We start from the raw sequence: 14,774 nt of genomic DNA, 5'->3' as shown, positions 1-14,774 counted from the left end.
TGGGTTATTATTTAAGCCTGTAACGCGATGCAAGCGAACGACCAATGGCTTTTAAAAGGGCCTGATTATCGCCAATGGATGATTCTTCGGGAATCCACTCATTGAGTTGATTACGAATCAGGGTAAACTCTTCGCTAAAAAGGCTGATTTTTATTTGTGTGGTTTCCCTATTGATCCCTTTACTTAATACTTTGTAAGTATAATCAATATCTCCAAATGTGATGCGCAAAGGTAAACTCATGTATTGCAAAGATAAAAAGATGGTACAATATCATTCCGGTTAAAATATCCCTGAACCGAAATACTTTTAAAAAGAAAGTCCCCCGATACTCGCTTTCTGGGGCTTCCGGCGTGCAAGGCACTTAACATGGCCCCTGTTGAAATAAAACATAAACTGCGGTTTTCATAACATTTCAACAACTGAACTTACTAATTACAATAGTCAAATACAAGAAATTCAATTGTTTTTTTAATTTATTTCAAAGATTCTGTTTGTCTTCCTGGCCCCCCGTCAAGGGTTACGAATGATGTCAGTTAGGTCTGTTCCAGAATACATGTGTCTGTTTCTCCACTTTCAATCGTTCGGCATAGCCAGGCGTATTTTTAATGATATAAGATATATGAATATTAAAGTCAAATAACGTTAAGCCAGCTTCCAACCATGCCTGGGTTTGCAAAATAGGTTCTTACTCCAAAAGCCGATTGTCATTCTTCATTGTCTCTTTGTTAATCGATGCAATGGCAACGAGGCTTATGATACTTAATTGTTAGTCATTTTTGCATGGTGCTCGCTGTATCTTGCTCCAGTATCCGGGTATTTTTTCAGCAGTTCTTCAATAGTTTGCAAATCGTCCGTAGTCAGTTCTACGTCCACCGCAGCGGCGTTTTCCTTCAGATATTTGGTTTTCTTTGTGCCAGGGATAGGTATAATGTGTTCACCCTGGTTCAAAACCCAGGCAAGCGCTATTTGGGCTGAAGTAACATTTTTAGATCCTGCTATTGCAGCAAACCCTTCAGCCAGTTTCTTGTTGTTTTCAGCATATTTCTCCTGGTAGCGGGGCAATGTTCTTCGGAAATCGTTACCTGCAAGTGTACTGATATCGAGTGTATTAGTTACAAGTCCGCGGGCTAATGGACTAAAGGGAATAAAAGATATGCCAAGTTCCCTGGTCAAAGGAAGTATTTCCGCTTCTACTTCTCTTGTTAACAAAGAATATTCACTTTGCAGCGCGGCAATCGGATGTACGGCATGAGCTTTTTTAATTGATGCGGCAGAGGCCTCCGACAAACCAAGATATTTAACCTTTCCCTCTTTAACCAACTCGGCCATAGCTCCTACTGTTTCTTCAATAGGTATAAGCGGATCTACGCGGTGCGCGTAATACAGGTCAATATAATCTACACGCAGCCGCCTCAGGCTTTGTTCAACCGCTGTTTTAATATAAGCAGGAGATGCATCAAATGAGTTGATTTTATTGTCATCCCATCTGAACCCAAATTTTGTTGCAATAAAAATTTTATCCCTGTTTGGAACCAAAACTTCAGATACCAGTTTCTCATTTTCGCCTTTGGCATAAATATCAGCTGTGTCCCAAAAGTTAATGCCCAAATCAATGGCCAGGTTCAAGGTAGCCAATGATTCTTTATCATCCGGCTCGCCATAAGCATGATTCATCCCCATGGTGCCCAATCCTATAGCCGATAGCTTTTCGTTGGTTTTACCCAGTTTTCTATATTTCATGACTGCTATTATTAAAACATTAAATATTCTTTTTTTTGATGAAGCAAATTTCAGCAGAACTATTAAGAATCATTGTAGAGAAACGAAGAACTTTTTATGAATTTCAAATATGATTAACGATCGCATCAACTTAATCATATCAAAAAGATAAAAAATCAAAATATTGATGTTTGAAACGTTTGGGTCCAGCTTGTCTAAGAGTTCAGGCACTTACGCCGGTGGCATCGCCACATAAAAGGTGCTACCTTTTCCCTGTTCACTCTCCAGCCAGATACGCCCATGGTTGGCCTTGATAAAATCCTTGGTCAGTAACAGGCCCAGGCCGCTGCCCTGTTCTTTTTGGGTACCGAAGCTCACCTTCAGGTTACTCGTCAGGAAAACAGCCTGCTGATCCGGACTGATACCCACCCCATTATCTTTAACCGACAGGACCACTTCCTCCGGCGAAGGCAGTCGCGCACCAATGGTAATCGTGCCGCCCTCATAACTGAACTTAATGGCGTTGGACAACAGATTGCGGATGATAAATTCAAAGTGGTCGGCATCCGCGTGTAGTTTCAGTGCATCGGGCAGGTTGGCCATGAGCTGGATATTTTTCTGCGCCGCCTGCTGACTTAGCAAGTGTATACATCGCTCTACAACGGGCTGCACGCTAAAATCCGTCGGATTCACCTTGATACCCTGCAGCTGTGCTTTACCCCATTCAAACAGCGCCTGCAATAATTGCAGCGATGCCGTGGTCTGTTTACGCAGCTCGCTGATCATGCCTTTCATTTCCTCCTGCGTAAAATCTTCGGTCTCCATCATTTCAAAAAGCTGCGCGGCGCTGCCGGCCGGCCCTTTCAGGTCATGACCAATCACCGAAAACAGCGTATCCTTCACCCGGTTGGAATTTCGCAATTCTTCATTCAAGTGCTGCAGTTGTGTATTTAGCCGTTTAACTTTCCGGAGATAAAGCCAGCACAGGATCAGGATCAGCAATACCGACGCGGCCAATACCACGGCCAGCCACAATTCGGCTTTTTCCACCCGGTTCACCTTTTCAAGGCCTTCCGTTTTCTCGCGCGAACGCTCCAGCACATAGCTGCTGTCCAGGGCGGCGATCTCCTTAACCGTATCCGCCCCGAGCAGACTATCCACCAGGTGGTGTTCTTCTGTAAGCGCGGTCATGGCTTCACCATAATTTTTTTGCTGGCGGTAAACTGCGACCAGGGCCTGGTAGATACGAGCCTCCAGTTTCGGCTCGTGCAGGCTTTGAGCGATATTCAATGCTTGCTGCAGATCTTTAATACTTGCGCCGGCATCCTGTTTTTGGAGCACACCCGCAATCCCGATCAGCGCTTCGGCCTGCTCATCCGGCTGACGGTATTTCTTCGCTTCGTTGAGCGCTTGTTTATATAATGCGAGTGCCTTTACTTCCTCATGGTCCTGAGTAAAAAGCCGGCCTTCATCATTAAGCAAACGGACTTCGCCGTCCCGCGTCCCCTGCCGGCTGCTCCTGCGGACGCCTTCCTGCAGATAGTGCAGCGCGGTAGCGCTATCGCCTTTCTGTTGGTATAGCTTGCCGATATTTTCCAGTAATACAAAGTAAGCTTCCGGCTCCTGCCGGCGATGCTCATACTGGGTTAGGGCACGCAGGTACCAGCTCAGTGCCTTTTCGTGCTCGCCTTTGTCTACCGCATTGTTGCCCAGGTCCACATAGGTTTCGATCAACCCGCTGCTATCCCGGCTATCCTGGTAATATTTTAAGGCTGCACCGAAGTTTTGCGTATCGCCATCCAGTGCCCCCAATTGATCATAGGTATGGGCAACACCGGCCACATCATGCAGCCTGCGGTACAGGCCCAGCGCCTCGTTATAAAAGCTCCGGGCAAGGTCGGTATGATGGTGTAACGCGTTGATATGCCCCAGTGTCAGCAACAGAGAGGCCTGGCCCTGGCGGTCATTCTGTTTTTCGGCCAGGCGCATACCCGCATGCGCATAATACACAGCAGAATCTGGCTGCGTGGCCGCATAGGACTGGCTGATGTGATTATACAATCGAACCTTTTCACTTTCGCTTGCCGTTTGAAGCTGACCGGGCTTCGCCGCGGGTTGCTGCGCAAATGCAGTGTAGTTCAGGGAGCAAATCAGCATCAAAAAATAGCGCATAGATAAAGCTTTAAAAACTTTTTACGTAAACGCCGCTGATAAGTTTTTGATTTAGCTGCCGCCTGCCCCAGTAGTTTATCCACTTCCCCGTGAAATTCCTTTATAAATTGAGTGTAGTATTCCCCTATGGCCGGGCCGGCAAAACAACAGGCCGTGAGATAGTAGGAATGCTGGCTCAGCCAGCCCGGAGCAGTTCGGATACCAGCGCGTCCAGCAGATCAGCGCCTTTTAATAATAAACGATTGTCCTGGGGCGCTGGTAAAAAAAGATTTTCCCGTCGCCCATAGTCTTCCAGGCGGGCCAATGCCCTTTCTGCTTTTTCAAAGCCCGATGGTCGGGGGGCTAAAAACAGCGAGATAATCACGGCGTTGATGCGGTAATGCAGTACCTGAATGTGTTCCAATCGGGGTAAGTCGGCTTTGCCAGGCTCGACCCGCGCGTGCCGCAAACCTTCCGAAAAGCGTGCCAGCCTCAAATGAGCTTCCTTTCGCGCCAGCCAGACCTCCTGTTGCGTAGCCTGCTCCAGAACGGCTTTCAGGAACAGCTGGTTTCCAGCCGCTGCCGCACGCGCCAGGTCCTCCAGCTCGGCGTTTATCCAGACCGGAAAAACGAAGATCCCGACAAAAGCAAGAACGCAGCCCGCCAGTGAATACCAGAGCCGGGCAGTCGCGATCACAGCCGGCTGTCCATGATAAAGACTCAGGCAGATTACCACACAAACCGTAATACCGGTCACGCTCCGGGCATAGGCAGACCGGTTCCAGGCAAAAAAGCACAATAATCCCAGCCCTGCGATAACCAGTAAGAGCATAACTGGCTTGATTAGCAGCAGCATCAGGCCCGCCAGTAATACACCTACCAAAGTACCCGACAAACGCTCCAAGTTCCGTTGCCAGGTTAGCGCCAGCCGGGGCCGGGCCACGATCACAATCGTTAGCAACAGCCAGTAACTATAAGGATCCGGGGCGAAAAATAAGGTAGCAAGATACCCTGCCGCAAACAATAAGGTGAGCCGCAGCGAAAAACGCAGCACCGGTGAACGGAAATTTAAATGCGCCCTGAACTTCGAGGCGTACGTCCCCTCCTCTGGCAAGAAAGCGCCCGGTTCAGGCAGATCTTCCATTACCGCCCCCTCGTTCAAAACTATTTCGGCCAGTAAGCGGCGAATCGCGGCAGTATTGATCAGGATCCCGTTGATAACAGCCGCGTCCTCTTGCTGCAGCCCCGCTGCCATGATGGATAGCCGGTCGCTCAGTTGCAAGTAAGCGGAATCGTTCAGCGTTGGGTTCAGCGGACGGGATACCGGCACCACACGGCTGAGCCCGCGCGTTTCTTCTGACAGCAAAGCAATCAGTTCCGCTGTCAGCGGTAGCGCCCCACTCGTTTCCAACCGTTCGCGCACAACTACATAGTCATAATGCATGGCTGTTACCTGTTCATACAAGCCTATCACCCGGATCGCAGTGTTTAGCAACTGCTGCGCACCCGGACGGTCGCTGAGCAATAACTGCCTCACGAGCTCCTGCTTTTCCGAAACCCGCAAATGCAGGGCAATTGTTTGCCGGTAAGCCTCCTCCAGGGGCACAGCCGGGTCATAACAAACAGCCTTAGCCTTCAGGAAATCTGCAGTCGCAGACAAAGCTTCGCGCAGTGCCTGGTGTAATGAGCGGAACGGCCAGATCAATACCTGTACCAGGCTCACGAGATGGAACCAGGCCCCGCCCACCACGATAAAAGCGCTGAACCACAACGGCTCCTGCGGCCTCAGCCCCAACGTAAAAACCATCAGCACAATGCCCATAGTTCCGGCCACACCGGTACGGCCACCCAAAGCCGCCATCATCGATAGCAGGAAAGTCAGCGTGAGCAATACCAGCCCAGCCAGCAGCGCCGAGTGTAGGCTTGCCGAAAAGATCAATGACACCGCGAAAAAGATCAGCAAACTTTGCAGGGCTGTCAGCGCTTTGCCGCGCCGGTTGCCCGGTAAATCAGTCAGGCTGATCAACAATGCGCCAACACCCATACCGATACCTGTCTGTCGGTGGCTATGGTAAAACACCACGATCGGCAACAGCACAATCAGCGTATTGCGCAGCGCATCGGCCACGTTTTCGGCCAGGCGGAAATGAAAAGGATGAGTTTTGATTTGGAACACATTGCAAACTTAAAGAATAGCTATGCCTAAAAACAAGTACACCGAGCCTAAAATAAATCTGTTACTAATCTATACCGCTTTAGTATTGATATATGTTTTATATCGCTCTGTGTATAAAACATAAATTTCCTGCAGTTTATCCCTGTCTTCACTATGCTGCGTCGAAACTTTATGCAGGCAAATAATACGGAGTTATCAACCCTTTATCATTTGAACAAAATGATGACTTATTCCCAATTTCGCGGATCCGTATGTGCAAAAAAACTACATTTAGATTTATACTTACTCTGTCCATTTTATTTTAAATCTCTATTAGCTATTGATAAACAATATGGCATAATTTTAGTAATATTGTACATAAGCCTGAATAAAACCACCTATATAAAAAATTATTAACTGAAGATATTCTTTCAAGATTGCCTTGGTATGTGTTTCCATTTTGATTTAGTGCATATTATTATATAATATTAATTTTAATAATAAATCAAGTAAAAACAAGTCAATTTTGAATTAAACGGGGCTTTTATCTCCGAAAATATTAATTAAACTATTACACTGAGCATCAATAAATTTAACAAGATTATTACATTTTTACATGGTGCTTAATAGCAACATAAAAATTAATGGTAAATCAAAAATAAATACTGTTGATTTTACGCAACATATTGTGCAAATACTTACACAATAGGGAATTGTATTCTTTTTTCAATTCTGGTATTTATCTATAACAGAGGAGTTAAAAGGGTGTTTTTTTTTCTAAATCATATTCATCTGAGCAGAATACATAAGTTTAGCAAAATGAAATCTAAAACAAAAAAATTGAAACTTTATCAATTTCTATATCGTAAAATACCCCAAAGTTGCTCAATTGGATTTTCAATTCGAAACAGCGTAATAGCAGGTAAAAAATATTTTTTGAGCAATTTGTAAGTTTGGCATCCAAAAAAATGATAGTTGAAAGAAAAAGAAGTTTGGAAGAAAATCAAACCGTTAATGTCAACGGCGTTGATTTTGGTATTAGTTTAAAAGAGCTGAAAGAGTTCCTGGAGCATTGTTCTTCCTTTATGGACATTACTAAGGATGGATTTGAAACAATGATTAATTCTATTTCAGACTCTGTTGTAGACAATGAAAATCCTGAAATAACAATTGAAGAGTTAAGACCTCAACTAAAATTCATGCGAGAGCTCAATCTATTTCTTAAAACAATATACGCTGTAAATTAATATTTACCTATACTATTTTTATTTAGATTTTAAATTTGTATCCGGTAAAACCATACGAAGAATATTTTCCTTTTCAGTTTTATGCTCTTCTGCATTCCTAATTAAAAGTTCATTATAGTTTTCTAAAAGCTCCAGATATTTATCCTTCCAGTAGGCAGAGCCTTGCGGCTCGTTAATTACCTCACTGCCTGCATTCACAAATTTTACTTCGGCAGACATCTTTTTAAAATCATCGCTTTTGAATAAATGAGGGAATTCTACCGAAAAATCATGCTTTAAACACATGCCTATCTTGTATATAATCTCTGCTTTCAAAAACTGCTGATTAAACCAGTAATAAACAGATCGCCGGTTAACCTTTGTAAACCTTGCCACCTCACTAATACTATACCCCTCCCGCCTTATTACTTTCTCAATTATTTGCCCATGATGTAGTTCCATCGCTAAGTAGTGGTTTTAAATGCCAATATTGTTTATTATTAAATTACACCCTGATAAAAAATACAAATTACTTAATATCAATAATTTAAAATTACCTACAAAATACAATCATTCAACTTCTTTTAAAGCTATCTGGTCAAGCCCAACTTTAATTACTAAGGCACACTCCAACGGTTCAATGGTCATCAATACCAGTTTACCCATTATTCTATTCACTATACCTTCTACATTTAAGAGCACGCCGTTTTTTATTTTAACCCTGTCGCCAACACTTAAGTTGTTCAGGTTCACTAACTCAACGTCCGAATATTTCGAGAGAATTAACTCAATTCTTTCTATCTCTGAGTCACTTATAATCACGGGTTTACCGCAATGGTTTACAAAGTTTATAACACCTGCAACGCCTCTTACTTTGGTAAATTCAAGAGGGTTTATTTTAACAAATAAATAAGAAGAAAAAAGGGGGGTTTCAACCGTTTTCACGCGATCTGCCCATTTATTCTGAGATTTCACCACCGGGCAAAAAGAGGTAACATTTTGCTCTTTTAGGTTTTTATCTATCTTCTTCTCAAACCTGGATCGGGTATACACCACCATCCATTGTTTTTTTGAGGATTCTTTTAATTTTATTGGTTCTTTTTCCACGGCTAGGTTATTTATAATATCAATATAAATTATCGTACCAATTAAATTTTATTGCTCAACTTATTTATAACTTATAGGAATAAAATTTAAAAACAAACTAAATCCGTAATATTATATTAAAAACACAAAAATAACCAAAATTCAGCTTATTTATAATTAAAATACTATTATATTGTTTAAATAATCCATAACAATATATAAACATATTTAAAATCATTCATTTTTAGCTTAGCCTATAGCAATATTGCACGCTATTCATTAAATATTATTCGTAAAGTTGTAGATTTAAGCATATCGGCATTCATAATTTATAAACCCGAAATTGATGTATATGATCAATTAATTCAAGAATAGTGCTCACCCCTTTTTTGAAGTCTGTTAAATCATTTGATATACCCCCTCTAGTTACTCTTGATACCAATGCTCTGTTTGTTTTTACCAGGCGTAAAAATAACGGTATGCACATTAAAGGGAAAAGCCTATCATCCGGTGATTTCAATTAAAACCCCCTTTTAAGCTTAAAACAAAGCATTTTAAAATCAAAAGAGCGATTTTACCCTTATAAAATTCAGGTTACTAAACCTGAATTTCGCACATCATCACAACCGTATATGAATCTGTGATACAATTTTTCACACTTTGTATCAGTTTGAACATTCAATTATCAAAAGCGCAATAATTGACATACTTTTATAAAAATTAATAACAAAATACTTAGTTCTATTACCATTAAACAACACTAAGTATACTTTAATTACAAAAAAAGCAATCACTGTAAGTGAAATGGCGAAGCTTTATAACAGCCTTAAAACCTTCAATTAAATCTCCAATTTTCAGTTTAACCCTTCCCCAATTCTAATACGGATAATTAGTTACAATTATCCGGGGATATTTATATACATGATAACCCATATTTTGATATGAAAATATATTTCAAAGTCCAATCGCCAATAATTTTAATTATGGTATTTATTATCCTATCGTCCTGTAACTCCTATAAAAACATCCCCTACTTCCAGGATTTAAAAAGGTCAAGTAATTTAAATGACAACATCGATAACTTTTCACCGCTTACTATACAGACCGAAGATATTTTAGGCATCAGCGTTAGCAGCTTAAATCCAGAAGCCTGGAAAGACGAAAGTAATAAGGAAACCGGTTACCTTGTTGATTTGGATGGCAATATCCAGTTGCCGCTTGTTGGTAGCATCAAGGTAGCCGGCTTTACAACAAATGTGATAAGGCAGCAAATACAAAAAAAACTTACTACCTATTTAAAGGAGCCATCGGTAAACGTACGGCTATTAAATTTCAAAATATCGGTAATAGGTGATGTTGCAAGGCCGGATGTTTTCAAAATTCAAAATGAGCGCGTAACGATAACCGAAGCGCTTGGCTTAGCCGGAGATCTTAATATTACGGGGTTACGCAACAACGTACTCCTCATACGTGAACTTAACGGAAAGCGCGAATATGTAAACATTGATCTTACCTCGGCCAGCCTTTTTAAATCACCATACTATTATCTAAAAAACAATGATGTGATTTACGTTCAGCCAGACAAGACCAAATCTAACTCGGGTGACAGAAGTTACCGCACTGTGAGTTTAATACTTTCTGCCCTTTCGGTGTTAACAATTGTGCTTACAAGCGTAATAAAAAATTAAGGTATGAAAAACGAGAACCTGTTCCTCACCACGGCCTTTGAAAACAATGAAGAAACCACATCAAAAGATGTACGTGGAATATTTGCCAAGTATTTAAATAGGTGGCCATTTTTTGTTGTTAGTTTAGCAATTGCTTTGGGCATTGCTTATTACTGCGTTAAAAACACAAAGCCAGTATATGATATCAGGGCAAAACTTGCTGTAAAGGATGAAAAAAAGGCCGATAACGCAAAAGAAGCCCTTGCCGAAATTGATATAGCGGGACAATCAAAAGATATTGAAAGTGAACTTGAGATGATCAAATCAAGGCCACTTATCCGGCAGGTTGTTAATGATCTTCAGTTATGGGTAAACTATAAGGAAACAGCGGCTTACAGCAGTAAAGATATTTATGCCACTACACCTATCACCTTTAACCTGATCAAACCTTCAGGCCGCTTAAAAGATCAATCATTTGCTGTTTATATTAAAGATGCCAATACATTTTATTTAAAAACAGAAAACAGCGAATCACCAGCATACTCATTTAATACGCCGTTAAACAACAGCCTTGGCAAATGGACACTTACTAAAACAAGTAATTTCAATAATTATATAGGCAAAACAATTAATGTAAACATTCAAAATCCAGAAGATATTGTAACGCTATATCAGAGTACTGTTTTAGTCACCTTAAATAAAGATGCACCGATTATTGAAATGGAATTAGAAGATGAAGTTCCTGAAAGAGGAAAAGAATTTTTAACCCAGCTTATCAAAGCGTATAAAATTTCAAGCATCGAAGATAAAAACAAGGTTACACAAAGCACGCTCAGATTTATTGATGATAGGTTATCATCATTAACCGGCGAATTGAATAACGTTGAAAAGGATGTTGAGGGCTTTAAAAGCAGCATTGGTTTAACGGATATCTCTTCAAAATCTAAATTTTACCTGGATAATGTTCAAACAAACGATACGCGTTTAAATGATGTTAATGTTCAGCTTAATGTTATTGAAGGGATTGAACGTTATGTAAATTCAAATAGTAATGCCGAAAATGTGCCTGCAACACTTGGTATTTCAGACCCTGGATTGATAAGCCTGGTTGACCAATTATCAAAATTACAGTTACAACGCGATAGGTTATTAGCCACCACACCCGAGCAAAACCCAATATTTGAGCCATTAAACAGACAAATAAGGGCTACAAAAATTGCCGTTAAGGAAACTATAAACGGAATAAAATCCTCTCTTGTTTCGGTACAGCGGGAATTAAAAAATAATAATTCGGGATTCGAAGCCTCTATCAAAAATATTCCGGGGCAGGAAAGACAGTATATAAGCATTAAACGTCAGCAAAGCATAAAAGAAAACCTGTACGTTTATTTATTACAGAAAAAAGAGGAAGTTTCATTAAGTTACGCATCCACGCTTACCGGCATTCACACCATTGAGGATCCCTACTACGTATCGCCAAAATCAAAAAAACAAGTTCCTTATGTACTTGCTTTTCTGTTAGGCTTGGGTATCCCGGCTTCCTGCATATACGGGCGTGATCTCATAAAAAACAAAGTAGTTACCCGTGCCGAAATTGAGAAAATAACCAATGCTTCCGTTATTTGTGAGTTAAACCAGGAAAGAGGCAAAAATACAATTTTGGTACTTGAAAAAAATGCTTTTGCCATCGGCGAGCAATTCAGGTCATTACGTACCAACCTTCAAATGTTACATCCAGGCATCCAAATTGGGCGGGTTACCATGTTTACATCAAGCGTGGCCGGCGAAGGCAAAAGTTTTGTAACCAGTAATATGGGTGCAGCCCTTGCCGCCACAAGCCGTAAGGTAATAATTCTGGAACTTGATATGCGCCGGCCTAAAATATCCAGCATTTTTAATCTCCATGCTGATTATCCTGGCTTAAGCAATTATTTAAACAATGAAGTGTCACTGGATGAAATTACACAGCCCTCTGGCATCTACCCCAACCTAACTATTATTGGTGCCGGTACTATACCTGAAAATCCTTCAGAATTGCTTGACAGCTTTGTTCTTGATCAATTGATAAACAGGCTTCGTACCGATTATGACGATATTTTGATTGATACCCCTCCCCTTCACCTGGTTACTGATGCTATGCTGCTATCAAGGGTATGTGATGTTACACTTTACCTTGTAAAACAAGGGTATACTGATAAATCTGAGTTAAAGTTTATCAAACAAATAGTTAAAGAGAACAAGCTTCCTAACTTAAATATAGTGTTCAACGGTATCCAAAGAGCAAAATACGGCTATGGTTACAAGTACGACAATAGCTATTATTCAAACAGAAAGTTAAAAAAGCAAAGAGCTTAGTAGTCATAGTTTTTAAGTAAGCAGGGCCTTAACAAGTTCTGCTTTATCAAATCTCAATCCCAACTTAAAATATCCAAATTCACTTTGGATAAATATCATGAAAGCTATTACTCAAAATATACCGGCTACATCCAAATACACTAAGGCGCTTGAATGGGGAAAGTTGATCACCATAACAGGTTCGGCCCAGCTAATTGTGCAATTGATTGGATTTTTAAGCGCCATTATAGTTATCAGGTTATTGCCAACAAAAGAATATGCGCTATACACATTAGCTAACACCATGTTGGGCACCATGATACTTTTGGCAGATGGGGGTATTTCAACCGGTGTTATGTCTCAGGGTGGCAAAATCTGGAAAGACCGCGAAAAACTCGGTTTGGTTATAGCTACCGGTTTAGATCTCAGAAAAAAGTTTGCCGTTGGTAGTCTTATCGTAGCCATACCAATCTTGCTGTATCTGCTACTGCATCATGGCGCAAGTTGGTTAATGGCTATATTAATCACACTATCTCTTATACCTGCATTTTTCACTTCGTTGTCTGGTACTTTGCTGGAGGTGGCGCCAAAACTAAAACAGGATATTGCACCACTTCAAAAAATACAAGTTGGCACAAACGCGTTAAGATTAGCACTTATTGGCCTCACTATATTTACCTTTCCCTGGGCATATTTAGCTGTACTTGCCTCTGGTTTACCACAAATTTGGGCAAACCTGCAGTTAAGAAAAACATCATTTAATTACGCCAATTTTAAACAACAGCCAGATCCTGCTATCAGGAAAGATATATTGGAATTTGTTAAACGCATTTTACCGGGTGCTATATATTACTGTGCTTCCGGGCAAATCACTATCTGGCTCATCTCAATTTTCGGATCAACCACCTCAGTTGCGCAGGTAGGTGCTTTGGGCAGGTTAGTTATGGTATTAGGCATTTTTAATGTTCTTTTTTCTACACTCATATCTCCCCGCTTTGCGCGCTTACCCAATAACAGGAAAGTATTGCTAAGGAATTACCTTAAAATACAGGTAATATTGTTTGCACTCATGGCCATATTAATTATTATGGTTTGGCAATTCTCTACTCAAATATTATGGGTATTAGGACCAGCGTATATCAATCTAAAAAAAGAGGTTGTATTAAACATAGGCGGTAGCTGCCTTGGTTTAATCGCCGGGTCATCATTTTCCCTTTATACCCATCGTGGCTGGGCTATAAAACCGATCATCCTTATTCCACTTAGCATAGCTGCCATAGCTGTATCCGCATCGTTAATTGACATTTCAACGCTGCACGGAATTTTGTTACTAAATATTTATGTAGCCTCGTTTGAGGTGATTATGCACATGGCTTATAGCATCATAATGATTAAAAATGTTAAAATATCAAATGAAGAAGATGTCGCTACTTAGCCAATTGCCACAAATTACATCCAAAAAAGGATGGCCATGGGATGAAGAGGTAGTTTCAAATAATTACGATTCAAAACAGCATTGGCCCAAAATATCCATAGTTACCCCAAGCTATAACCAGGGCAATTATATTGAAGAAACCATCCGCTCCATCCTGTTACAAAACTATCCCAACCTGGAATATATCATCATTGATGGCGGCAGTACTGATGATACGGTACAGATCATTAAAAAATATGAACGCTGGATAACTTTTTGGGTAAGCGAAAAAGATAAAGGCCAGGCCAACGCTATTAATAAGGGAATTGAAAAATGTACCGGTGATATTTTTAACTGGATAAACAGTGATGATTACCTATCGCCAAAAGCATTGGTAAACATAGCCGGCGCCTTTGTAAATGGTCGTACAGTGGCGGGTAGCGTATTTAATTTTTACGATGACAATCCTGATTTTAAGGATATTATAAAAAATAAAGATCTGTCAATAGACAAGTTTTTATCACTAAAAGATACATTTCACCAACCGGGGATATGGTGCGATCTGGATAATATAAAAGCCACGGGTAAATTCTCCGAAAGTTCATCCTACTATTTCGACAGGATATTTTTCTCTAACTACTTCTTACAGTTTAATGAAGTAATATACATCGATGATATACTGGTTCACTTCAGATATCATGAAAATTCAAAAACACTGGTAATCAGGGACAGTAAGGCAGATGAACTTATAGATCACTATATGTTACTGCTTAAAAACCCAATGTTTAAAACTAATCGGAAACAACTGTTAAGAGGCCTAAATTATCAATTGCTTCCAGAAAAACATATCAGTAACTGGGAATATGAAAATGCACATAAAAAGTCAAAAAGCAGGCTATCAAGCTACTTCGCATTAATGATAAAAAAACCCGGGCTTTTAATATCCCGTCATTTTTTCACCAAGTTTAAAAGGAGTGTGCTTTACAATTTAACTTAATGTGGTTAGCCTTTCTGGAAACAA

The 14,774-nt window shown here is 40.6% G+C and carries 11 protein-coding genes; 5 read left to right on the top strand and 6 right to left on the bottom strand.

The window, feature by feature from the left end; all coding sequences use genetic code 11:
- Window positions 1–7: 7 nt before the first annotated feature.
- The 4 genes from AC1D0K_RS13915 to AC1D0K_RS13900 all read right to left on the bottom strand — a co-directional run bounded on the left by AC1D0K_RS13915 (window position 8) and on the right by AC1D0K_RS13900 (window position 6,047).
- Window positions 8–241 carry a hypothetical protein gene (locus tag AC1D0K_RS13915; RefSeq protein WP_295719159.1) on the bottom strand — a complete coding sequence of 78 codons (234 nt, stop codon included), beginning with the start codon at window positions 239–241 and terminating at the stop codon, window positions 8–10.
- Between the two features lie 519 nt (window positions 242–760).
- Window positions 761–1,741, bottom strand: coding sequence for an aldo/keto reductase (locus AC1D0K_RS13910; protein WP_477397133.1), 981 nt, complete (start codon window positions 1,739–1,741; stop codon window positions 761–763).
- Between the two features lie 210 nt (window positions 1,742–1,951).
- The gene (locus AC1D0K_RS13905) at window positions 1,952–3,892 is read right to left on the bottom strand and encodes a tetratricopeptide repeat-containing sensor histidine kinase (protein ID WP_477397135.1); all 1,941 of its coding nucleotides are present in this window, start codon (window positions 3,890–3,892) and stop codon (window positions 1,952–1,954) included.
- Between the two features lie 175 nt (window positions 3,893–4,067).
- On the bottom strand, window positions 4,068–6,047 hold the full coding sequence (locus tag AC1D0K_RS13900) for an FUSC family protein (protein WP_477397137.1): 1,980 nt from the start codon (window positions 6,045–6,047) through the stop codon (window positions 4,068–4,070).
- 947 nt (window positions 6,048–6,994) lie between these two features.
- On the opposite strand from AC1D0K_RS13900, the gene AC1D0K_RS13895 reads away from it, so the two are divergent.
- Window positions 6,995–7,273, top strand: a complete 279-nt coding sequence (locus AC1D0K_RS13895; RefSeq protein WP_477397139.1) for a hypothetical protein — start codon at window positions 6,995–6,997, stop codon at window positions 7,271–7,273.
- Window positions 7,274–7,291: 18 nt separating this feature from the next.
- On the opposite strand, the gene AC1D0K_RS13890 is transcribed toward AC1D0K_RS13895, so the two are convergent.
- Both AC1D0K_RS13890 and AC1D0K_RS13885 read right to left on the bottom strand, forming a co-directional pair.
- Complete coding sequence (locus tag AC1D0K_RS13890; RefSeq protein ID WP_295719169.1) at window positions 7,292–7,714, bottom strand: hypothetical protein; 423 nt, start codon at window positions 7,712–7,714, stop codon at window positions 7,292–7,294.
- Between the two features lie 108 nt (window positions 7,715–7,822).
- Window positions 7,823–8,359: a UpxY family transcription antiterminator gene (locus AC1D0K_RS13885; RefSeq protein WP_477397142.1), complete on the bottom strand. Its 537-nt coding sequence runs from the start codon at window positions 8,357–8,359 to the stop codon at window positions 7,823–7,825.
- 962 nt (window positions 8,360–9,321) lie between these two features.
- Between AC1D0K_RS13885 and AC1D0K_RS13880 the strand changes: the two genes are divergently transcribed.
- The 4 genes from AC1D0K_RS13880 (at window position 9,322) to AC1D0K_RS13865 (ending at window position 14,750) form a co-directional block, all read left to right on the top strand.
- Entirely contained in the window at window positions 9,322–10,026 is a 705-nt protein-coding gene (locus AC1D0K_RS13880; protein ID WP_295719173.1) for a polysaccharide biosynthesis/export family protein, read from the top strand.
- A 3-nt stretch (window positions 10,027–10,029) separates the two neighbouring features.
- Window positions 10,030–12,360, top strand: a complete 2,331-nt coding sequence (locus tag AC1D0K_RS13875; protein ID WP_477397144.1) for a GumC family protein — start codon at window positions 10,030–10,032, stop codon at window positions 12,358–12,360.
- A 97-nt stretch (window positions 12,361–12,457) separates the two neighbouring features.
- Entirely contained in the window at window positions 12,458–13,774 is a 1,317-nt protein-coding gene (locus AC1D0K_RS13870) for an MATE family efflux transporter (RefSeq protein ID WP_477397146.1), read from the top strand.
- Window positions 13,737–14,750 carry a glycosyltransferase family 2 protein gene (locus tag AC1D0K_RS13865; protein ID WP_477397148.1) on the top strand — a complete coding sequence of 338 codons (1,014 nt, stop codon included), beginning with the start codon at window positions 13,737–13,739 and terminating at the stop codon, window positions 14,748–14,750. The genes AC1D0K_RS13870 and AC1D0K_RS13865 overlap by 38 nt, the downstream gene beginning before the upstream one ends.
- Window positions 14,751–14,774: the final 24 nt, after the last annotated feature.

Source organism: Mucilaginibacter sp. P1_A3, assembly GCF_056406855.1.
Note: the sequence above shows the minus strand (reverse complement) of the source record. Positions and strands in the feature narration are given on the sequence as shown.